Annotated in this window: 17 protein-coding genes and 2 pseudogenes; 8 read left to right on the top strand and 11 right to left on the bottom strand. The window is 70.6% G+C overall.

Annotated elements, in window-relative coordinates; translation table 11 throughout:
• Positions 1-19: 19 nt before the first annotated feature.
• Positions 20-175, top strand: a pseudogene (locus K2224_RS11120) (DUF255 domain-containing protein); the annotation flags it as partial.
• 579 nt (positions 176-754) lie between these two features.
• Positions 755-1486, top strand: a complete 732-nt coding sequence (locus K2224_RS11125; protein ID WP_221906403.1) for a DUF4365 domain-containing protein — start codon at positions 755-757, stop codon at positions 1484-1486.
• A gap of 60 nt (positions 1487-1546) precedes the next feature.
• On the opposite strand, the gene K2224_RS11130 is transcribed toward K2224_RS11125, so the two are convergent.
• The 5 genes from K2224_RS11130 to K2224_RS11150 form a co-directional block, all read right to left on the bottom strand.
• Complete coding sequence (locus tag K2224_RS11130) at positions 1547-1774, bottom strand: hypothetical protein (RefSeq protein ID WP_221906404.1); 228 nt, start codon at positions 1772-1774, stop codon at positions 1547-1549.
• Between the two features lie 180 nt (positions 1775-1954).
• A complete protein-coding gene (locus K2224_RS11135) occupies positions 1955-2185 on the bottom strand; it encodes a hypothetical protein (protein WP_221906405.1) in 231 nt (76 codons plus the stop codon).
• 528 nt (positions 2186-2713) lie between these two features.
• Complete coding sequence (locus K2224_RS11140) at positions 2714-3214, bottom strand: hypothetical protein (protein ID WP_221906406.1); 501 nt, start codon at positions 3212-3214, stop codon at positions 2714-2716.
• Between the two features lie 81 nt (positions 3215-3295).
• Entirely contained in the window at positions 3296-4507 is a 1212-nt protein-coding gene (locus tag K2224_RS11145; protein WP_221906407.1) for a hypothetical protein, read from the bottom strand.
• 698 nt (positions 4508-5205) lie between these two features.
• Positions 5206-5772 carry a Uma2 family endonuclease gene (locus K2224_RS11150; protein ID WP_221906408.1) on the bottom strand — a complete coding sequence of 189 codons (567 nt, stop codon included), beginning with the start codon at positions 5770-5772 and terminating at the stop codon, positions 5206-5208.
• A gap of 329 nt (positions 5773-6101) precedes the next feature.
• On the opposite strand from K2224_RS11150, the gene K2224_RS11155 reads away from it, so the two are divergent.
• The 4 genes and pseudogenes from K2224_RS11155 to K2224_RS11170 all read left to right on the top strand — a co-directional run bounded on the left by K2224_RS11155 (position 6102) and on the right by K2224_RS11170 (position 11240).
• On the top strand, positions 6102-8147 hold the full coding sequence (locus K2224_RS11155) for a thioredoxin domain-containing protein (RefSeq protein WP_221906409.1): 2046 nt from the start codon (positions 6102-6104) through the stop codon (positions 8145-8147).
• Positions 8148-8253: 106 nt separating this feature from the next.
• Positions 8254-9258: an NADP-dependent oxidoreductase gene (locus K2224_RS11160; protein ID WP_221906410.1), complete on the top strand. Its 1005-nt coding sequence runs from the start codon at positions 8254-8256 to the stop codon at positions 9256-9258.
• A gap of 139 nt (positions 9259-9397) precedes the next feature.
• Positions 9398-10779: pseudogene (locus K2224_RS11165) on the top strand (amidase).
• A gap of 32 nt (positions 10780-10811) precedes the next feature.
• On the top strand, positions 10812-11240 hold the full coding sequence (locus tag K2224_RS11170) for a MerR family transcriptional regulator (protein WP_221906411.1): 429 nt from the start codon (positions 10812-10814) through the stop codon (positions 11238-11240).
• On the opposite strand, the gene K2224_RS11175 is transcribed toward K2224_RS11170, so the two are convergent.
• Positions 11230-11856: a TetR/AcrR family transcriptional regulator gene (locus K2224_RS11175; protein ID WP_221906412.1), complete on the bottom strand. Its 627-nt coding sequence runs from the start codon at positions 11854-11856 to the stop codon at positions 11230-11232. The two genes, K2224_RS11170 and K2224_RS11175, sit on opposite strands and share 11 nt — an antisense overlap.
• Positions 11857-12209: 353 nt before the next feature.
• The gene (locus K2224_RS11180; RefSeq protein WP_221906413.1) at positions 12210-12950 is read right to left on the bottom strand and encodes a hemolysin III family protein; all 741 of its coding nucleotides are present in this window, start codon (positions 12948-12950) and stop codon (positions 12210-12212) included.
• A 239-nt stretch (positions 12951-13189) separates the two neighbouring features.
• Here K2224_RS11180 and K2224_RS11185 point away from each other — a divergent pair, with 239 nt between their 5' ends.
• A complete protein-coding gene (locus tag K2224_RS11185; protein WP_221906414.1) occupies positions 13190-15007 on the top strand; it encodes a phosphoenolpyruvate carboxykinase (GTP) in 1818 nt (605 codons plus the stop codon).
• A 253-nt stretch (positions 15008-15260) separates the two neighbouring features.
• Here the strand turns inward: K2224_RS11185 and K2224_RS11190 are convergent, their stop codons facing one another.
• The 4 genes from K2224_RS11190 to K2224_RS11205 form a co-directional block, all read right to left on the bottom strand.
• Positions 15261-15680 (bottom strand): hypothetical protein, encoded by a 420-nt coding sequence (locus tag K2224_RS11190; protein WP_221906415.1) that lies wholly within the window; start codon positions 15678-15680, stop codon positions 15261-15263.
• Between the two features lie 84 nt (positions 15681-15764).
• A complete protein-coding gene (locus tag K2224_RS11195) occupies positions 15765-16976 on the bottom strand; it encodes a pyridoxal phosphate-dependent aminotransferase (RefSeq protein ID WP_221906416.1) in 1212 nt (403 codons plus the stop codon).
• 146 nt (positions 16977-17122) lie between these two features.
• The gene (locus K2224_RS11200) at positions 17123-18748 is read right to left on the bottom strand and encodes an amidohydrolase family protein (protein WP_221906417.1); all 1626 of its coding nucleotides are present in this window, start codon (positions 18746-18748) and stop codon (positions 17123-17125) included.
• Between the two features lie 113 nt (positions 18749-18861).
• Entirely contained in the window at positions 18862-20151 is a 1290-nt protein-coding gene (locus K2224_RS11205; protein ID WP_221906418.1) for an amino acid deaminase, read from the bottom strand.
• Between the two features lie 266 nt (positions 20152-20417).
• Here K2224_RS11205 and K2224_RS11210 point away from each other — a divergent pair, with 266 nt between their 5' ends.
• Complete coding sequence (locus K2224_RS11210; protein ID WP_221906419.1) at positions 20418-21671, top strand: sugar kinase; 1254 nt, start codon at positions 20418-20420, stop codon at positions 21669-21671.
• Positions 21672-21699: the final 28 nt, after the last annotated feature.

Here is a 21699-nt window from a genome sequence, read left to right on the forward strand (position 1 = left end):
GTTGTGCGACGATGCCGGTATGAATCGACTGGCCAACGAGCAGTCGCCCTACCTGCTCCAGCACGCCGACAACCCGGTCGATTGGTGGCCGTGGTCCACCGACGCGTTCGAGGAGGCCCGCCGCCGCGGCGTGCCGGTACTGCTCAGCGTCGGCTACAGCTCGTGCCACTGGTGCCAATGCATTTACTGAACCCGTAAAGCGCCTACCAGGTACGACGCCATGAAGTGGTGACAGGAGTGGCAATAGTGACGATCTCGAAGTGAAGATCGATGCCTGGGCGCAGGAGCGGCTTGCCGCCTCACCTGACTGGTTCACGGAGAAGTGGGCGAGCGTCATGGCGATCTAAGAGTCGGGCGACCCGGAGTGACCTGACCTCGGAACAGGCCGCAGGAGAAGACCTGCTGGAGACTGCCCGCAAGCTTGTAGGCATGGATGCCCGTCCCCGGCAGCCGCTCTCCTTCCCGATTTGCATCCAGCCTAGGAGCGCCCGACGCTACCCTCCGCGTGTCTCGTAGTTGTGCAAGGGCGTGAGCACGGAGCGGGCAGGCATGGAGCAGCGATCGCAGGCTCACCGCGATCAGCCGCACGAGCCTCTCCATGCCGGTCAGACGGTGATCGACAGACAAGTTCTTCCCGGACGTACCGTCCTTGGCTAGGAAGCTGTTTGTATGTCGTTGGCTGTTCTAGCCTTGTCCCCGAAGATCAAGAGGGGGCGGGATGCCGAAGGTGCCTGAGAGCCGGCGCGTTGGGCGTATGGCCGTGAATGAGGTGCGTGCGCTGCTGGAGCGCCACGGGCACATCGTGCAGGAGGTCGACGGCGGTAACGACCACGGTGAGGACCTGCACGTCACCTTCGTGCAGAACGGCGAGCGAACAGCAGACTCCATCGCCGTGCAGGTCAAGGGTGGGGTCTCGACACGTACCAGAAGGGGCCATCGCGTCCGAGTCGGGGGTCACGGGGGCAACTGGCGCGACGGTAGCCTGCCGGTGCTCTGCGTAGTCCATGATCCCGAGCGGGGAGGCCTCTTCTGGGCCAATGCGACCCGTCAACTCCGCCGAGCCGAAGCGCTGCGCAAGACGCTGAAGTCTGTTGTCGTCTCACGGGAGTCCGTGCTGAATGACGACACCATCGGGACTTTCGTGCAGAGCATGCGGAACTTCCTGGTTTGGGAACGTCAAGGGGTTGGCCGTTGGGCTGACATGGCGGACGTCGAGTTCACTCCGAACGACATCGTTAAACCCTTCGAGAACGAGTACGGCGAACCCATGGTCTTCTGGCAGCAGCGTGGGGAGCCATTCGCGGTCTTGCTTCATCATGATCTCGACTGGGATCCCATGCGCGTTCAGGAGGGAATGCTCCGCTTCGATCCCATCCCGATGATCGGCAGTGTCATCCTCAACAGCGCGGAAGCGCACTGGCTCATGGGGTGCTTCAAATCCACGGAGTGGTGGCGCCGACCGGTCGAGCAGAGCGATCTTGCCTGACCCTTGAGGTTCCTTCGAGTTGCCTGCATCTGACGTCGCGCTGGTCACTTCCATGCCCCATCAATGCAGGTGAGCTGAAGCAGAGCGCAGGGCCGATCGTACGGAACCACGCATGGGGTGGTTACTCACGTCCGCAACTGCTCGGGCAAAGGCACGGAAGGTCAAGACCCGCTCGGGGGCACTCAGGCCGCGCAGCGCTGACAAGAAGCCGACCAGAAGGGTCAGCGGGTAGATGGCGCGCTGGAGGGTGAGTGCACCAGCGCAGATCACGGTGGACAGCAGTGCCACGGTCACGATGAGAGCCCTTTCGGAGTGACGGCGCACCGCCTGGTGCGCTGACGCTCATACAAGGCTGCGTGGTGCCGGGACTCCGAGGCGCCTTGTGCGCCAGGGTGCTTGAAGTGCCTGGTCAGGCAGATAGTGTCCGGACTTCCGGTCCGGATGCGTACTAGGAGTTGTCGTCACGTGTCACGCCCACATCGGGACTGAGGCGAGAGCGATGGCTGCATGGTAGGACTCGACTCTCTTGTCGTAGCGGGGCGGACGGCCGCCCTTGCTACCGCGCCGGAGCCGGTTGTGGATCTGGTCGGCCCGCTCGGGAACGGTGTGCGGGATGTCTCGGTGTCGCAGCCAGGTCCGAATGGCCCCGGAGGTGCAGCCCTTGTTGCTCAGGACGTAGCGAGCCGTACGCGGAGCCACGGCCCGATCCGTGGGATCCCTATCCCCTCCATCACCGCGGTGAACCGCGGCAGTCGTTGGCGCTCCCGCCCGTGACGGCGAGGAGGGCTGACGGCTCAGCGCATCGCAGGCCAGGTGGACCTTGGTGGTCAGTCCGCCTCGGGAGTGGCCCAGCGCTGGGTCGCGGAGCCCCTCTTTCGAGCCCCGGCGGCATGCTGGTGAACGTCTACGACGGCGGGGGTCCACCGGACACCAGCCAGTCGATGTACCGGCCGCGTCCGCCCCGGTTTGCGCGGCCCGAAGTGGTTGCTCGAAGGTGCCGTCCTTGGCCTACTGGCGGAAACGGGTGTGCAGAGTGGTCCTTGGTCCGTACCGCTCGGGCATCTCCTGGTCGTCAAACCGCTTCCGACCCCGCAGGACTCGGCCAGCAGCTGCTGGGCGAACATCCACTCGACATCGGACAGTTCATGCAGTTCATGACGACGTAGCACCCGACCGTGATCTATCACTCAAGATCAGCACGTGACGACACGGTCCAGCAAGGTCGAGTCAATGCATGAACCCTCGGGTCGGATCGCGAGGCGGCACGTTCCCGAACTCCTCGAACCACCCTTCGGGACGCAGATCTCCGATGCCCATGTGCTGGTTGAGTGGGTTGTCGGGGTGCTCCAAGCCTTGCATCATCGGGTTGTAGAGGAAAAGTACATCGTGGTCCTGAAAGAGCAGATCTGAACAAACGAGCCAGTCGTAGTCGCCCTGCTGCTCGGGGAGCCCTTGAGTGAACTCAGCCACCAGGTCCGGTTCATCACATGTCATTGCCGAAGCGCTCTGCAGAGCAAAGTGGAGCGCCAGTTCCTCTGCCGTGCAGCGTGGTTCAGGGGAATGGCCGAGAGTGATGTCCTCGTTGAGATCATCCAAGGCTCTTAGGACCCTGCGCCGCCAACGCCATGGCTGGCCCCATGTGGACGCCGGCAAGCGTGCGAAGAAGATTCCAAAGCCGTTCGGGGAGATTGGCTGGTCACCCAGTTCATCCAACTCGTCATGAGCCATATCGGCGAGGGTCTCCAGGTTGCAGCTGAGGATGCGCGATGTACGGGGCGTCATCCGCCATGGCTCTTCGTCCTCCTCGTCTCAGTCGACATCTGGGTCCCAGGTCTCCGAACCTAGCTCGTGGCCTTTTTCGGGCCGGTAGATTCCTGGTGCATTGAAAGATGCGGTCGCTACCGCATCTCCGCCCTCTGCCGCGCGGACATACCACTCATGAGCTTCGTGGTTTTGCCGGCGCCGCTGGGCGATCACACCCCGGAGACGCATGGCAAGGGCGTCCCCCTGGGCTGCGGCCCTCTCGTAGCAGGCCGCTGCTTCGTCCCATCGTCCTTCAATCTCGTGCAGGGCACCAAGGGCTCGGGCCTGCAATGGAGTTCCTGTCTCAGACACCGTCCGGTACCACGAGGACCAGGTGTGTTCTGGGCGTCGTTCGCGCTGCACGAACCCAAGGTCGTGCATAGCGGCATGGTTACCTCTGGCTGCCAGTGGAGAGAAGCAGCGCTCGGCGAGCACCAGGCGACCGAAGCGGAAGGCAGACCGTCCGACAGGCAGCAGCTCGCTGCCGTCATTCGCGTGTGTGACTGCCGCCTCCCATACCTCGTCAGGAATGTCCGCCGCTTCGACGGCGCTGGCAGCGGCGTCCACGAGGTAGTCGAATGGCCGCCAGGCTTCTGCGGTATCTGTGGCAACCAGCATTCCCGCTACACCGAACTGGATCTCGGTTGCCCACATCAGAGCCTGCTCGGGGCTCTCGGCTTGGAGACGGGAGGCGTTCCCGGCACTGAGATAACACGTGGACAATGCCAGCAGGGTCTCAGCGGGCAGAGGAGTGGAGATACCTGCTCGCGCAAGGTCGATGGCTGCCTGAACCAAGGCCGCGCCACGGGGATGGCCTTTCGGCTGACGTCTGGTCGTTAGGAACTCTTCGAGCAGCCTCGGCCCGGCTGCGAGGTATTCGGCGATTCCGTGAACGCCGTGGTGGCGGGCTGCATCAGCCAGACGCATATCGGGGTTCGGGTTTGCTAGGTGCGCGCGGAGCTTACTCATTTCCGCCTCGGACCACTGTCGTTCCAGTACGAGGGGCTCGATGAGGTTCAGGACCCGGGATCCTAGGCGGCGCGCAGACGCCAATCCAGCTTCCGACCCTCTTCTCAATGCGCGCTCACTATAATTGCGGTAGACCTCAGAACGCATGGTGGCCATGACCACAACTCGTTGCTCCAGTAGCGCGGACAACATGCCTTGGTCGAGGCCGCCAGGGAGGAGGAAGCGGTCGAGGTCATCCAGCCAGAGCACCCACTTCCGACGGACGGGCCTCGGTAGGGATATATGCGATAGCACGGGGCTCAGGTCGCTTGCCGCAGGCGGTGCAATGATCCAGTGATCGGACAGTTCGCGTCGGACAGCCTCAAAGGCGCACCGTGATTTTCCGGCCGTGGACTCGCCGACCAATAGGACGAGGCCACCGTTCTCCCTGGCCTCTACCAGTTGAGCCGAGACTGTGCTGTCCGCGTCCCGTGGCACATAGGTCGGTAGTGGAGGAGCACCGTCGAGGCGACTCGTTCGGTGTACGCCCAGTTCCAGGGGCTTGGCGTCAGCCACCGGGCGGATCGGGATCCGGACCGTCCCTACCGTGATGTGACGCGATTCTTCCTGTGCCGGAGTGAGAGTCTTGGCCCGCGCCGCGCGCAGTAAGCGATCCCAAACTGCCGGGTCGGCGAGTGCGGCAGGGAGGACGATGTTTCGCTGCCGAGCCATGGTGTCGACTGCACGGAGAAACTCTCGAAAGAGCTTATTTGTCGGTACGTGCTTTCCGCTTCGCCAATCGCTGATGCGCTGCACGGACAGGGAAGTTCGCCCAAGGCGATCCCTGCTCGCAGAGGAGATGACGGCTGGTTTAGGGGAGCCAACCGCAGTGAAAAGAGCCTCCAGATGCTTCCGGAAATTCCGCTTTCCCTTGTGCTCAGCCATGAGTAAATGATCTTCCAGCGCTGTCAGAGGGCTCCCAGGTCGACAGTGACGGAGAAGGGCGCGGCAGCCCTGATCACGCCGGTGAACATCTCGCCGTCCCTGTAGGCCTTGGTGGCGGGGTCGAGAACGTAGGTGTAGATGATCGGGACACCGGTGGCGGCCTGCTCGACCCGCCAGTAGAAGGGGATGCCGGCCTTGGCGTACTGGTCCACCTTCACGATCCGGTCGGTGGTTTCCGAGCCGGGCGACACGACCTCGACGACCAGGAGTACATGTTCGGGGCGGGTGGGCGTGAGATCAATGGTCTCCGCCCGGTAGACGATGACGTCCGGACGGCGGTTGGTGAGTGGAATGTCCTGCAGGCGGACGTCGAAGTCGGTGTCGGCGTTCCAGTCCGGGCCTGCGACGGCGTCCAGGGTATTGGCCAGGATTCGGGCCAGCCGGTTGTGCCGCTTGGACGCGCTCGGGCTCACAATGACCATCCCGTCCACGATCTCAATGCCGGCACACTGCTCCTCGGACCAGGAGTCGTACTGCTCCGCGCTGATCTGCGTATGCATCCACGCGGGCGCCACCATCTCGGCGGTCATGATCTACCTCCTTCGAGGAGCCTCGAAAGTTCCAGCGCTGCTGGGCTCAGCCTACTGTCCTGTGATGCCGGGGCGCCCGATTCGGAAGAGCGCCAGGAGATGTTCGATATCGACCCGTTCCGCTTGCTGTGGCTACCGTCGCAGGCGACCCCGTCCCCGAAGTAGGTGTCCGCTGTCTCGTGGGCAAGCTCCCCCAGGCGGCACGAAGGACAAGCGCATCACCGACGGCTGGTACGACGCCACCAACGACGTTCACCAGCTCGGCCAAGCGAGGCAGAGCCTGTGCGGGCCTCGCCGGCGGGGCTGGGCATTGTGAGAGGCTGGGTCGTATGAACCGGTTGGCTGGTGTGACCTCGCCTTATCTGCTTCAGCACGCCGACAATCCCGTCGACTGGTGGCCCTGGACGCCGGAGGCATTCGAGGAAGCGCGACGGCGCGATGTACCCGTTCTGTTGTCAGTTGGCTACTCTTCGTGCCACTGGTGCCATGTGATGGCGCACGAGAGCTTCGAGGATCCGCAGCTCGCGGCGCTGCTGAACGAGCACTTCGTGGCCGTCAAGGTCGACCGCGAGGAGCGGCCGGACGTGGACGCCGTCTACATGGAGGCGGTGCAGGCCGCCACGGGCCAGGGCGGCTGGCCGATGACCGTGTTCCTCACGCCCGACGCCGAGCCCTTCTACTTCGGCACCTACTTCCCGCCCGCGCCGCGGCACGGCATGCCGTCCTTCGGGCAGGTGCTCGAAGGGGTCCGCAGCGCCTGGGCCGACCGGCGCGACGAGGTCGGCGAGGTCGCCGGCCGGATCGTCGCCGACCTCTCGGGCCGCTCGCTGGCCGAGTCGCTGGCCGAGGGCGACCAGCGGCCGCCGCGCCCCGAGGACCTGGCCGGCGCCCTGTTGGGGCTGACCCGGGCCTTCGACGCGGTGCACGGCGGGTTCGGCGACGCGCCGAAGTTCCCGCCGGCCATGGTGCTGGAGTTCCTGCTGCGCCACCACGCCCGGACGGGCTCCGTCGGCGCCCTGGACATGGTCGAGGCGACCTGCGCGGCCATGGCCCGGGGCGGGATCTACGACCAGCTCGGCGGCGGTTTCGCCCGCTATTCCGTCGATCGGGAATGGGTCGTTCCGCACTTCGAGAAGATGCTCTACGACAACGCCCTGCTGTGCCGCGTCTACGCCCACCTGTGGCGCGCCACCGGCTCCGACCTGGCCCGCCGGATCGCCCTGGAGACCGCCGACTTCATGGTCCGCGAACTCCGCACCGACCAGGGAGGTTTCGCCTCCGCGCTGGACGCCGACAGCGACGACGGAACGGGCCGGCACGCCGAGGGCGCGTACTACGCATGGACACCGGAGCAGCTGCGCGCCGCCCTGGGGGACCGGGACGCGGAGTTCGCCGCCCTGTACTTCGGCGTCACCGAGGAGGGCACCTTCGAGGAGGGCGCCTCCGTCCTCCAACTCCCCGACAGCGGTGGCCTGGTCGACGCCGCGCGGGTGGCGTCGGTCAAGGAGCGGCTGCTCGCGGCGCGCGCGGAGCGCCCCCGCCCGGGGCGCGACGACAAGATCGTCGCCTCCTGGAACGGGCTGGCCATCGCCGCGCTCGCCGAGACCGGTGCCTACTTCGACCGACCCGACCTGGTCCAGGCCGCCACCGACGCCGCCGACCTGCTCATCCGCGTCCACATGGACTGGCAGGCCCGGCTGCACCGCACCTCCCGGGACGGCACGCCCGGCACCAACTCCGGCGTCCTGGACGACTACGCCAACGTCGCCGAGGGACTGCTGGCGCTGTCCTCGGTCACCGGGGAGGGCGTCTGGGTGGAGTTCGCGGGCTTCCTCCTGGACACCGTCCTGGTGCAGTTCACCGCCCCGGACGGCACGCTCTACGACACCGCCGCCGACGCCGAGCGGCTGATCCGCCGCCCTCAGGACCCGACCGACAACGCCACGCCCTCCGGGTGGACCGCCGCGGCCGGGGCGCTGCTCTCGTACGCGGCGCTGAGCGGCAGCTCCCTCCACCGGGACGCCGCGGAGCGCGCCCTGGGCGTCGTCACCGCCCTCGGCGGGCGGGCGCCGCGCTTCATCGGCTGGGGACTGGCGGCCGCCGAGGCCGCGCTGGACGGGCCGCGCGAGGTCGCCGTGGTCGGCCCGCCGGACGACCCGGCCACCCGCGCGCTGCACCGCGCCGCACTGCTGGGCACCGCCCCCGGGACGGTGGTGGCACTGGGCGCCCCCGGGGAGGACGACGCCGTCGAGGTGCCGCTCCTCATGGCGCGCCCCCTGGTCGACGGCCGGCCCGCCGCCTACGTGTGCCGGCGCTTCGCCTGCGAACAGCCGACGACGGACCCGGAGGAGCTGGCGGAGCGGCTGGGTTCCTGAGGGCGGCCGGCGGGGCCCGGCCCGTTGGTGGGCCGGCCCCGTCCGAAGTCCTGGGACCGGCGACCGGGTTGAACTTGACGTGCGCGTCAGGTTCTAGCCTCAAGGCATGACGAACCGCACACACCGTGAAGTACGCCTGGCCGCCCGCCCCACCGGCCCGGTCACCGACGACCTCTTCGAGATCGTGGAGGTCCCCGTTCCGGCACCGGCCGAGGGCCAGGTCCTGGTACGCAACTCCCTGATGTCCGTCGCCGCCGTGATGCGCACCCTGATGGACGAGAACACCGTCGTCCCCATGCCGTCCTTCGTGGTCGGCGAGGTGCTGGACGGCCCCGCGGTCGGCGAGGTGGTCGCCGCCCCGGGGACCGACCTCAAGGCCGGCGACCTCGTGGCGCACCACCTCGGCTGGCGCGAGTACGCCCTGGCGGACGCCGCGGCGGTCCGGCGCCTCGACCCCGGGCTGCTGCCCGACCCGGCCGGCTACCTCTCGCAGGGCCCCACCGCCCTGATGGGCATCGACCGCGGCGCCGAAGTACGGCCCGGCGACACGGTGTTCGTCACCGGAGCGGCGGGCGGCGTCGGCCTGATGGCCGGGCAGCTGGCCAAGCTGCGCGGCGCCGCCCGGCTCATCGGCAGCACCGGCTCCCCGGAGAAGGCCGAGCGGCTCCGCACGGAGTTCGGCTACGACGCGGTGGTCGTCCGCGGTGCCGGGCCCATCGAGGAGCAGCTGCGCGCGGCCGCCCCCGAGGGCATCGACGTGCTCTTCGACAACGTGGGCGGCGAGCAGCTCCAGGCCGCGCTCGCGGTCGCCAGGCGCGGCGCCCGGCTCGCCCTGGTGGGCGCGCTGTCCGCCCAGCTCTCCGACGGGTCGGCGACCACCACGCCCGTCGACACCCTGTCGCTGGTCTCCCGGGGCATCACCATGCGCGGCGTCGCCCTCCACGACCACCGGGACCTGGTCCCCCAGTGGTACGAGCTGTTCGCCCAGGGGCTGCGCGAGGGCACCCTCACCTTCCCGCACGCCCGGCTCCACGGCATCGAGCAGGCCCCGCGGGCACTCCAGGAGCTGATCGCCGGACGCCATCTGGGCTCGGTCATCGTGGAGTTGTAGGCCGCGGCGGGCGCGCGCCGACGGAAGGGCCGGGGGAGCGGCATACGGGAGGGGGCCCGCGCGGGGGCCGCGGCAAGCGGCCGCAGATGACGATGCCGTTCCCCCGGCGGGCCCCCGGTCCCGGAGGTAGCCTGCACGGGTGACCACGTTGCTCGGGAGCCGCTCCCTCGTCCGGGAGGCCGCGGCGCTGCGGTCCGGTGCGGACGAGCCCCTCGACGCGGTGCGCCGCACCTGCGACCGCATCGACGCCGTGGACCCCGTCCTCCAGGCGTTCGTGCCCGAACCGGGGCGCCGCGAACGGCTGCTGGCGGCGGCCCGGGAGCTGGCCGCGGCCGCCCCGCCGGACCCCGCGGGGCGCCGGGCCCTCCATGGCGTACCGGTCGGCGTCAAGGACATCGTGCGCGTCGACGGGCTGCCCACACGGGCGGGTTCGGCACTGCCGCCCGGGGAACTCGCCGGCCCGCAGGCCGCCGTCGTGGACCGGCTGCGTGCCGCGGGCGCGCTGATCGCGGGCAAGACCGTCACCGCGGAGTTCGCGGCGACCGCGCCGGGGCCGACCCGCAATCCGCACAACCCGGCGCACACGCCCGGTGGTTCGAGATGGGGGCACCTCCCATGCCCTTTAGGCATGGGGGAGGATCGGCGGCGGCGGTCGCCGCCGGGATCGTCCCGCTGGCCATCGGGACGCAGACCGTCGGCTCGATGATCCGGCCCGCCGCCTACTGCGGAGTGGTCGGTTTCAAGCCGACCTACGGGCGCATCCCGCTCGACGGCGTGATCCCCAACGCGCCCAGCTTCGACACCCTGGGGTGCTACGCGACCGAGGTGGCGGGGATCGCGCTGGCCGCGCCGGTGCTGTGCGACGGGTGGCGCGCGGACGGCGGCCCCGGGGCCGCGGCCGGGCCGGGGCGGACACCGGTGCTGGGCGTGCCGGCCGGACCCTATCTGGAGCGCGCCGGCAGCGAGGCGCTGTGGGCCTTCACCGCCCAGCGGGACGCCCTGGCGGCGGCCGGCTACGAGGTCCGCGAGGTGCCCGTGATGGCCGACTTCGCGGAGGTCGTCGAGCAGCTCTTCACCATGAACCGCTACGAGGTCGCCCGCGCCCACGTCCGATGGTTCGCCCGCCACGGGGCCCTCTACCGGGAGCAGACCACCACGGCCATCAAGGAGGGCCAGTCGATCGGGGACGCCGCCTACGAGGCCGCCCGGGAACGCCGCGCCGCCTTCCGTGAGCGGCTCGCGGCGGACGGGGCGGCCGCCGGCGTCGACCTGTGGATCGCCCCGGCGGCCACCGGGCCCGCGCCCGCCGACCTCACCACCACGGGCACCTCGATCATGTGCCTGCCGTGGAGCAACGCCGGACTGCCGTCGCTGAGCCTGCCCGCCGGCCGGGCCGCCGACGGGCTGCCGCTGGGGCTCCAGTTGGTGGGCCGCTCCGGCGCGGACGAGGAACTCCTGTCCTGGGCGGCCGGCGTCGAACGCGTACTGGACGCGACGCCCGGCACCCACGCCAGGGTCTGACGCGGCGCGCCACGGGGGCACAGGGGGAACGGATGCGTATCGGGGACGCGGCGGCGGCACCCGGCCTGACACCGCGGGCGCTGCGCTACTACGAGCAGCAGGGGCTGGTGACGGCCCGCAGGGCGCCGTCGGGCCACCGTGAGCACGACGCGGAGGACGTCCGCCGGCTCCGGGCCGTGCGCGAACTGCGCGAGGCGGGGCTGACCGTCGGCGACGTCCGGGCGTTCGCGCACCTGCTGGACACACTGCCGCCGGAGGGTGTGCCGGAGGTGATCGGGGGGAAGCGGCCGGGCGCGGAGCGCTGCGCGGTGGCCGAGGCGGTGGCCCGGCGCCGGCTGGCCGAACTCGACGGCCGTATCGCGCGGTTGTCCCGGGTGCGGGCGCGACCGGCCGCGCGTCTGGGGGAGCCGGGCGGCCGGTCGGGCGGCCCGGCGCGGGGGGACTGCTCGCTCACAGGGTGAGGCCGGCGGTCAGGACGTCCATCGAGCGGCGGATCAGGACCTCTGGGCCGACCGTCTGGTGGTCCTCGGCCCAGCGCAGCAGCGCCTCCTGGAGGGCGGCCAGCCCCGCCGCGCTGACGACCCGGATGCCCAGGTCGTCGGCCGGGCGGCCGGTGCGCTCGGCCAGCGCGGTGCTGATGGTGTCGATGTACCGGGCGGTGACCTCGGCGGTGCGGCCGCGGACCGCGGGCACATCGCGGATCAGTCGGATGCGCTCGACGAGTTCGGCGCGGTCGGCCGCGCTGATGTCGCGCATGATCCCGACGGTGACGTGCCGCAGCGTCTCGGCTATCGGCTCGCCGGCCGGGCGGTCGCGGATGCCGCGCTCCAGCCGGGCGCCGAAGTCGTCGGTGAGGACGATGTCCTCCTTGGCGGGGAAGTAGCGGAAGACCGTGCTGGGGGAGACCTCCGCGGCCTCGGCGATCCGGTCGACGGGGGTCGACTCGTAGCCCCGCTCGGCGAAGAGCCGGAAGGCGGCCCGGCGGATCGCCTGCCGGGTCTGGAGTTTCTTCCGTTCGCGCAGTCCGGGCTTCGGGTTGCCGGGCGGCGCCGCGGCGCTGGTGTGTGCGGGAGCCATGCGGCTCATTGTCCCCACCGCCGCACGGCGAGCGCGCGGCGCTTTGACGGAGCTCTGATTGTCAGTGGGGCGTGTCACGCTGGGGCGTGGGAATGGTCACTGTAAGTGACTTCGAAAGGGGGTTCGTGATGCGACCCGTGGTGCATGGGTACGCCGCTCTTGCCGCGGCGCTGTGCGTCGCCGGTTTCCTGCTGGGCGGCGGCATGCTGGTGACGGCCCTGGTGGTGGCGGGGCTGACGGTCCTGACGTGGTGCGTGGCCGCGGCCTCGCGGCCGCGGGCGGGATGGCGCGGGGCGGTGGCCGGAAGACCGGGCCACCGCCCCGTGGTGTCGTTCGCGCAGGTCCGGCCCGTCTCAGGGATGCGAATACGCCACGAGCGAGATGCCGACGTAGTGCACGACGAACGCCGCGAGCGTGAAGGAGTGGAAGACCTCATGGAAGCCGAACCACCGCGGTGACGGGTTGGGGCGCTTGATGCCGTAGATCACGCCGCCCGCGCTGTAGAGCAGCCCGCCGACGATCACCAGGACGAGCACGGCGATGCCGCCGGTGCGCAGGAAGTCGGGCAGGAAGAAGACGGCGGCCCAGCCCATCGCGATGTAGCAGGGGGTGTAGAGCCAGCGCGGGGCGCCGACCCAGAAGACCCGGAAGGCGATGCCCGCCAGCGCGGCCGCCCAGACGGCCCAGAGCAGCACCTGCCCATGGGTGCCCGGCACCAGGAGCAGCGTCAGCGGGGTGTAGGTGCCGGCAATGATCAGGAAGATGTTGGCGTGGTCGAGCCGGCGCAGGACTCCGTCTATGCGCGGACTCCAATTGCCGCGGTGGTAAAGGGCGCTGACGCCGAACAGCAGGCAGGCGCTGATGGTGTAGATCGCGCAGGCCAGGCGGCCGCGCGGGCTGTCGGCGAGGGCGGTCAGCACGATGCCGGAGAGCAGGACGGCGGGGAACATTCCGGCGTGCAGCCAGCCGCGCAGCTTCGGCTTGAGCGGTGCGGCAGCGGCGGCGATCGCGGCGACCGGGGACCCGGAACCGGCATCGGTCCTGGACGGCGCGGCAGGGGGGCGGCTCTCGGCGGCGTCAGGCGCGGAAGTCATGGCGCAATGCTACCTACGCAACCGTAAGTTACTGATTCGACCGGAAGTGGTGACGGTCACCACTGCGCCCCCTGGACAGATCCGAATCGGGGTCGGATGATCAAATGAGTGCGGTCGGCACCGGATGAGCGGTCACGAAGCATCCGGGTCGCGGCCCCCAAGGGGCAGGCAAGCTAAAGAAGCGGTTTTCTGGCCTTATAGGCAGAAGGCTGACCAAAACCCCTCATATAGGAGCGATCGTGGCGCGCGACAACGCGGCTCCCACCCCGACCCGGCACCAGGCCCTGCTCGACTGGGTCGAAGAGATAGCGGCGATCACCCAGCCCGACCGGGTCGTCTGGTGCGACGGCTCGGAGGCGGAGTACGAGCGGCTGTGCGAAGAGCTCGTCGAGAAGGGCACCTTCAAGAAGCTCGACCCGATCAAGCGCCCGCACTCGTACTACGCCGCGTCCGACCCGACGGACGTGGCGCGTGTCGAGGACCGCACCTTCATCTGCGCCGAGAAGGAAGAGGACGCCGGCCCGACCAACCACTGGAAGGCGCCCGCCGAGATGCGGGAGATCTTCTCGGGCGAGCAGGGGATCTTCCGCGGTGCGATGAAGGGCCGGACGATGTACGTCGTCCCGTTCTGCATGGGGCCGCTGGGTTCCCCGCTCTCCGCGATCGGCGTGGAGATCACCGACTCCGCCTATGTCGCCGTGTCGATGCGCACCATGACGCGGATGGGCCGCCCGGTCCTCGACGAGCTCGGTACGGACGGCTTCTTCGTCAAGGCCGTGCACACCCTCGGCGCCCCGCTCGCCGAGGGCGAGCAGGACGTCCCGTGGCCGTGCAACTCCACCAAGTACATCTCGCACTTCCCCGAGTCCCGCGAGATCTGGTCGTACGGCTCCGGCTACGGCGGCAACGCCCTGCTCGGCAAGAAGTGCTACGCGCTGCGGATCGCCTCCGTCATGGCCCGTGACGAGGGCTGGCTGGCCGAGCACATGCTCGTCCTGAAGCTGACCCCGCCGCAGGGCGAGGCCAAGTACGTCGCCGCGGCGTTCCCGAGCGCCTGCGGGAAGACCAACCTCGCCATGCTGGAGCCGACGATCCCGGGCTGGACGGTCGAGACCATCGGCGACGACATCGCCTGGATGCGCTTCGGCGAGGACGGCCGGCTCTACGCGATCAACCCCGAGGCCGGTTTCTTCGGCGTCGCCCCCGGCACCGGCGAGCACACCAACGCCAATGCCATGAAGACCCTTTGGGGCAACTCCGTCTTCACCAACGTCGCCCTCACCGACGACGGCGACGTGTGGTGGGAGGGCATGACGGAGGAGACCCCGGCCCACCTGACGGACTGGAAGGGCAACGACTGGACGCCGGAATCCGGCGTCCCGGCCGCGCACCCCAACGCCCGTTTCACGGTGCCCGCCGCCCAGTGCCCGACCATCGCGCCGGAGTGGGAGGACCCCAAGGGCGTGCCGATCTCGGCCATCCTCTTCGGCGGCCGCCGGGCCAGCGCGGTGCCGCTGGTGACCGAGTCGCTGAGCTGGCAGCACGGCGTCTTCCTCGGTGCCAACGTGGCGTCGGAGAAGACCGCCGCGGCCGAGGGCAAGGTCGGCGAGCTGCGCCGGGACCCGTTCGCCATGCTGCCGTTCTGCGGCTACAACATGGGCGACTACATGGCGCACTGGATCAAGGTCGGGGCCGACAAGGACCAGACCAAGCTGCCGAAGATCTACTACGTCAACTGGTTCCGCAAGGACGACGCGGGCCGCTTCGTGTGGCCGGGCTTCGGCGAGAACAGCCGGGTGCTCAAGTGGATCGTCGAGCGGCTGGAGGGCACGGCCGAGGGCGTCGAGACGCCGATCGGCGTGCTGCCCACCAAGGGCGCGCTGGACACCAAGGGCCTCGAACTCTCCGATGCCGACCTGGAGTTCCTGCTCACCGTCGACAAGGAGGTCTGGCGCGAGGAGGCGGCGCTGGTCCCCGAGCACCTCAACACCTTCGGTGATCACACGCCGAAGGAGCTGTGGGACGAGTACCGGGCGTTGGTGCGGAGGCTGGGCTGACGGTCCGCTGCGCTTGGCCGGCTCCCCACGTAGTCGGCTTTCCCGCCGTAGGGGTTCGCCTTTTGCGCCTGCGGCGCGGGTCCGCTGCGCGGGGCTGTCGGGTGCGGTGACGGGCCTCCGGGGGGTGTGTGTCGGACTGCTGCGCTTTACGTCCGACACACACCCCCCTCCGGCCCGTCCCCTCCCGTTGGGGGGCATGAAGGCGGTGGGTGGGGGCCGGTGTGAGTGGTGCTGTGCGGGCCGTGGGTGGTTTTCAGGCGGTGGCGAGGTCTTGGCCGTTGGGGTCGTGGGTGGCCAGTAGTTCCTCGGCGAGTGCGATGGCTGCCGTGTCGTCCCGTGAGGTGGCGACGGCCAGGGCGTTGCCGGCCAGGGTGCGGGCGCGCTGCCGGAGGGCCGGAATCCGGCCCCGGTCGCCGGTGCCGGTGGGCTCGGCGCGCAGCGGGCCGTGGCCGCTCAGCCGGGTGACCTCGGCGGTGATGCGGTCGGCCGCCGAGGCCAGGGCGGTGCGCTCGGCGGCGCACTCGGTCAGTGCGTGCAGCTCGTCGGTGACGGTGAGCAGGGCGGTCAGCTGCCCGGCGAGTCGGATGGCCAGCTCCTCGTCACGGGAGCGGTGCGGGATCCCCGGGGCGACGGCCATGGTGTGGACCGACTTGGTGCGGATCGGTTCGTACATGGGGCGGCCTCCTGAAAATGTCCAGGAGGCCATCCTAGCTTAGACGCTGTCTAAAGTTGAGGGCTGTACAGAGCTTGCTTCGTTTCAGTGCTGTCCGTAGCCGTCGAGGAAGGCGCCGATTCGGGTGACGGCGTCGGTCAGATCGTCCTTGTTGGGCAGTGTGACCAGGCGGAAGTGGTCCGGCTCGGGCCAGTTGAAGCCGGTGCCGTGGACGATCATGATCTTCTCGGCGCGCAGCAGGTCCAGCACCATCTGCCGGTCGTCCTTGATCTTGTACACCTTGGGGTCCAGCCGCGGGAAGGCGTAGAGCGCGCCCTTGGGCTTGACGCAGGTGACGCCCGGTATCCGGGTCAGCAGCTCGTAGGCGGCGTCGCGCTGCTCCAGCAGGCGGCCGCCGGGCAGTACCAGGTCGTTGATCGACTGCCGGCCGCCCAGCGCCGTGGCGACCGCGTGCTGCACCGGCATGTTGGCGCACAGGCGCATGTTCGCCAGGATCGTCAGCCCCTCGATGTACGAGGAGGCGTGTGCCTTCGGGCCGCAGACCGCCAGCCAGCCGCTGCGGTAGCCGGCGACGCGGTACGCCTTGGACAGGCCGTTGAAGGTCAGCGTCAGCAGGTCCGGGGCGAGCGAGGCGAACGGGGTGTGGGTGACGCCGTCGTAGAGGATCTTGTCGTAGATCTCGTCGGCGCAGACGATGAGGTTGTGCCGGCGGGCCAGCTCGGCGATCCCGCGCAGCAGCTCGTCGTCGTAGACGGCGCCGGTGGGGTTGTTGGGGTTGATGACGACGATGGCCTTGGTGCGGTCGGTGACCTTGCGCTCGATATCGGCGAGGTCGGGCATCCAGTCGGCCTGCTCGTCGCAGCGGTAGTGCACGGCGGTGCCGCCGGAGAGCGAGACCGAGGCCGTCCACAACGGGTAGTCCGGGGCCGGGACCAGGACCTCGTCGCCGTCGTCGAGCAGTGCCTGCATCGACATCTGGATGAGTTCGGAGACGCCGTTGCCCAGATAGACGTCGTCGACGGAGAGCTCCACGCCCTTGGTCTGGTAGTGCTGCACCACCGCGCGGCGGGCCGAGAGCAGGCCCTTGGCGTCGCCGTAGCCGTGTGCGCTGCCGACCGAGCGGAGGATGTCCTCCAGGATCTCCGGCGGGCAGTCGAAGCCGAACGCGGCGGGGTTGCCGGTGTTCAGCTTGAGGATGCGGTGACCCGCCGCCTCCAGCCGCATGGCCTCTTCAAGGACCGGGCCGCGGATTTCGTAGCAGACGTTGGCGAGCTTCGTTGACTGGATCACCTGCATGACGGCCACTCTACGGGCGCGTGGGGGAGCCTGCCGGGTGGTTTTCGCCACGCGGGTGGTGCCGGGTGTGGAATCGCTCACCTGCTGTGACGGGTGGGGCGGGTGCTGATTTCGTGGCGGTGCCCCGGCGAGGCGGCGGACAGGCCCTAGCGGTGCCGCCCCGGGGTACGGCGGACGGCGCGGCCCGCCAGGACGTCGGTGCGGCGGCCGTCCTCGATGACGAAGCGGCCGTCGATCAGGACGTGCGGGATGCCGGTGGGCGGGGTGCGCGGGGCGTCGAAGGTGGCGCCCGCGGCGACCGTCTCCGGGTCGAAGAGGACCAGGTCGGCCCGGTACCCCTCGCGAACGAGACCGCGGTCCGGGAGCCTGAGCCGGGCGGCGGGCCGGGAGGTCAGGTGGGCGACGGTCTCCTCCAGGGAGAGGACGCCGAGGTCGCGGGCGTAGTGGCCGAGGTAGTGCGGAAACGTCCCGTAGGCGCGCGGGTGCGGCTTGGCGCCCTGGAGGATGCCGTCGCTGCCGCCGGTGTGCACGGGGTGCCGCATGATGGCCCGGACGTTCTCCTCGTGGCCGACGTGCTGGAGGATCGTCGTGCCGAGGCGGTCCTCGATCAGCAGGCGGCGGGCGGTGGCCCAGGGGGGCTCGCCGCGCAGGGTGGCGGACCGGGCGACGGTCCGGCCGACGCAGGAGGCGAGGCCGGCGTCGGTCACCCCGGAGATCTCGACGGCGTCCCAGTCGATCGGTACGCCGTGGCAGCCGTCCGAGCCGGTCTCCTCCACGTCGCGGCGGATCCGCTCGGCGGTCTCCGCGTCCCGGAGGCGGGCCAGGGTCGCCGCCGGGCCGCCCTCGTTGGCCCAGCTCGGCAGCATCGCGACGAGGGTGGTGGAGCCCGGCGTGTACGGATAGGTGTCGAGGGTGATGTCGGCGCCCCCGGCGAGGGCCGTGTCCAGCAGGGTGAGCAGGTCGGCGGCCCGTCCCTTGTTCACACCGAAGTTCATCGTGGCGTGGGCCAGGTGCAGGGCGCAGCCCGCGTCCCGGGTGAGCGCGACCATCTCCTCATAGGCGGCCGTCGCCCCGGCGCCGTAACTGCGGTGGTGGGGGCAGTAGTAGCCGTCGTACGCGGCCACGACCCGGCACAGTTCGGTGAGTTCGGCGTCCGTGGCGTACATGCCGGGGGTGTAGGTCAGGCCGGAGGACATGCCGACGGCGCCCTCGGCCATGCCCTCGGCGACGAGCCGCCGCATCGTGTCGAGTTCGGCGGGGGAGGGGGCGCGGTCCTCCCAGCCGATGGCGTACATGCGCACCGTGCCCTGGGGGACGAGGTAGGCGGCGTTGACGGCGATGCCGCGGCCGCCGTGCGCGCCGTCCAGGGCGTCGAGGTAGCCGCCGACCGTGCGCCAGGTGAAGTCGACGTCCGCGCCGTCGCCGTTCCAGCCGGTGATGGTCCGGCGCACCTGGGCGAGCGTGCGGTCGTCGACCGGGGCGTAGGACAGGCCGTCCTGGCCGAGGACTTCGAGGGTGACCCCCTGGGCGGCCTTCGCGGTGTGCTCGGGGTCGCGCAGCAGCGCCAGGTCGCTGTGCGCGTGCATGTCGATGAAGCCGGGGGCGAGGGCGAGGCCGGCGGCGTCCAGGGTGCGGGCGGCGGACGGGCGGGGGCCGCCGTCCGCCTCCCGGTGGATCGCGGCGATCCGGCCGCCGGCCAGGGCGACGTCCGCGCGGTAGGCGGCCCCGCCGGACCCGTCGAGGACGCTGGCGTCGCGGAGCACGGTGTCCATGCGCGGGGCTGCCTTTCTCGGGGCGGGCCGGGGGCGTGGCTCGGGGGCCGGATCAGGGTGCGATCAGGGATGTGTCGGGGTGATCCGGCGAGGGGGGTGCACCCCCGCGGGTATCAGAAGAACGTGCGGATGAAATCGACGACCGTCCCGTCCTCCTCGACCAGCGGAATCAGCTGCCACTTGTCGAAGGAGGTGCACGGGTGCGACAGACCCAGACCGACCCAGTCGCCGACCTCCAGGTCTCCGGCGTGCTCGGTGCGGACCCAGGCGTGCTGGTCGGACAGGCCGGTGACGGTGAGGCCGGCCGCCGGGCGCTCGGTGCCGTCCCGGCCGGAGCGCACGACCTGCGCCTGCGGCAGGTGGAGGTCGTACGCCGCGTCCCGCTTGCCGGCGTTGAGGAACGCCTGCTCGGGGGTGGGCCGGGAGACGACCTGTGCCCAGAGCCGGAAGGCGGGCTGCAGCGCCCCCTCCTCGGGGACGCGGTTGAAGGGAGTGAGGTGGCGGTAGTGCCCGTCGTCGTGCGAGACGTACGCGCCCGAGCGCAGCAGTTTCAGGACCGGCGCGGAGAGCTCGGGAAGCCCCGCGAAGACCTCGGCGACCGCGTCGAACCACGCGCTGCCGCCGGCGCTGACCACGATCTCGTCGAGGTCGGTGAAGCGCCCGGAGGCGTCGAGGTCGGCGGCGAGCGCGACCAGCCGGTGCAGCCAGGCGGTGACGCGCTCGTGGTCGGCGTCCGGCACCTCGCCCTCGTAGCCGGCGACGCCGACGAGGCGGAGGGTGTCCACACCCGCGATGGCATCGGCGAGTTCGCGGCACTCGGCCTCGCTCCGGGCGCCGGTCCGGGCGCCCTCGCCGGCGCCGAGTTCGATGACGACGTCCACCGGGCGGACGGCCTCGGCGGCGCGCAGCGCCTGGTCCATCAGCGCGATGCCGCGGAGGGAGTCGACGTAGCAGACGAAGCGGAAGTCCGGGTCGGCGGCCAGTTCGCCGGCGAGCCAGCGCAGCGCGGCGGCGTCCACGACCTCGTTGGCCAGGAAGATCCGCTGGATGCCGAAGTCGCGGTAGACGCGCGCCTGGTGGGGGACGGCCGCGGTGATTCCCCAGGCGCCGTGCGCCAGTTGGCGGGCGAAGAGCTGCGGGGCCATGCAGGTCTTGCCGTGCGGGGCGAAGGCCAGGCCGTGCCGGGAGGTGTAGGTCTCCAGCAGGGCGAGGTTGTGCTCGACCGACTCGGCGGAGAGGGCCAGGACGGGTGTGGTGAAGCCGTCCGTGAAGAGATTGCGGCGCTCGGCGGCCAGCTCCCCGACGGTGCGCCCGGCGGCGTCCGGCGGGAGCGCCTTGAAGCGGTGATCGACCCTGTCGTCCGCGAGATTCCCGAGTTCCCGCGCGAGCCGCTCGCCGGCCATGCAGCCTCCTCAAAGACCGTGTTGCACTCTCTGCAACGCCCATTGCGCATATCGCTAACCGCTGTCTAACATCCGGGCCATCGCCCGGTCAATGGTGAGAAAACCCCGGGACGGGCCGTGGGAAACACGCAACGCGGGCGGACGGCGCGGCCGGTGCCGCACCGGCCGCGGTACGGCCCCACCGCGCGGTACGGCCACCTCCCGCACGTTCCCCGACGGGCCACGAGCAGGGCCCAGGACGGCACAGCGAAGGAGCGCAAGCGATCGTGACCAGGTCCTCGAACGTCGGCGACACCCCCGTCCCGGCGACCGGCGCCGCCCCGGACGTCGATGTCGTCTGCCTCGGCGAGTCCATGGTCACCTTCCTGCCCACCGCCCCCGGCCCGCTCGCCGACGTCCCCGCCTTCGAACGGGCCATCGGCGGCGCCGAGTCCAACGTCGCCTGCGCCCTCGCCCGCGCCGGCCACCCCACCCGCTGGATCTCCCGGGTCGGCGCCGACGGCTTCGGCGACCACCTCGTCCGGGAGATCGCCGGCCACGGCGTCGACACCCGCGCGGTCCGCCGCGACCCCGCCCGCCCCACCGGCATCTACTTCCGCACCGCGGGCGACCGGGCCACCGACGCCCACGAAGTCGTCTACTACCGCGGCGGATCGGCCGCCTCCGCGATGGCCCCGGCCACCATGGACCTCGCCGCCCTCCGCTCCGGCCGGGTGCTCCACCTCTCCGGGATCACCGCCGCGCTCTCCGCCGACTGCCTCGACCTGCTGCGCGCCCTGATGGCCGGCCCGGCGGCCGCCGTTCCCCAGGCTCCCAACTCCCCTCCCGCGCAGTCGACTTCGTTCGGGCAGGGGGGATCCGCGTACACGGGGGAGGCCCCGATCCCCTCCTCGCCCGTGCGCGGCGCCGCCGGTCCCCGCCCGTCGCCCGCCGCCGCCCCGGGCGGTCCGCGGCGCCCGTTGATCTCCTTCGACGTCAACTACCGGCCGCGTCTGTGGTCCGGCCCCCAGGGGCCGCGGGTCCTCCTCGACCTCGCCCGTGCCGCCGACGTGGTCTTCGTCGGCGCCGACGAGGCCCAGGCCGCCTGGGGCCTGCCCGATCCCCGGGCCGTCCGCGCCGCGCTGCCCGAGCCGGAGACCCTGGTCGTCAAGCTCGGCCGGGCCGGCGCGCGCGTCTTCCGGCACGCCCCGGGCACCCCCGGCCGCGACGACGCCCCCGCCGGCACCCTCGTCCCCGCCCCCACGGTCGACGTGGTCGCCGCGGTCGGCGCCGGTGACGCCTTCGCCGCCGGCTTCCTCTCTGCCGCCCTGCGCGGACTGCCGCTGCGCACCCGGGTCCGGCACGGCCACCTGTGGGCCGCCGCCGCCCTCACCGTCCCCGGCGACCTCGCCCCGCCCCCCGCCCGGCCGCTGGCCGACCGCCTGGCCGCGCTCGACGACGACGCCTGGGGGACACTGCACCTCGGCCCGGGCTGGACGGACGCCATGGAGGCCACGGACCAGGAGGTGCACACACAGTGAACGAGCGCAGCGAGCGAACCGCCCGGAG

Source organism: Streptomyces sp. BHT-5-2 (assembly GCF_019774615.1).
Classification (GTDB): domain Bacteria; phylum Actinomycetota; class Actinomycetes; order Streptomycetales; family Streptomycetaceae; genus Streptomyces.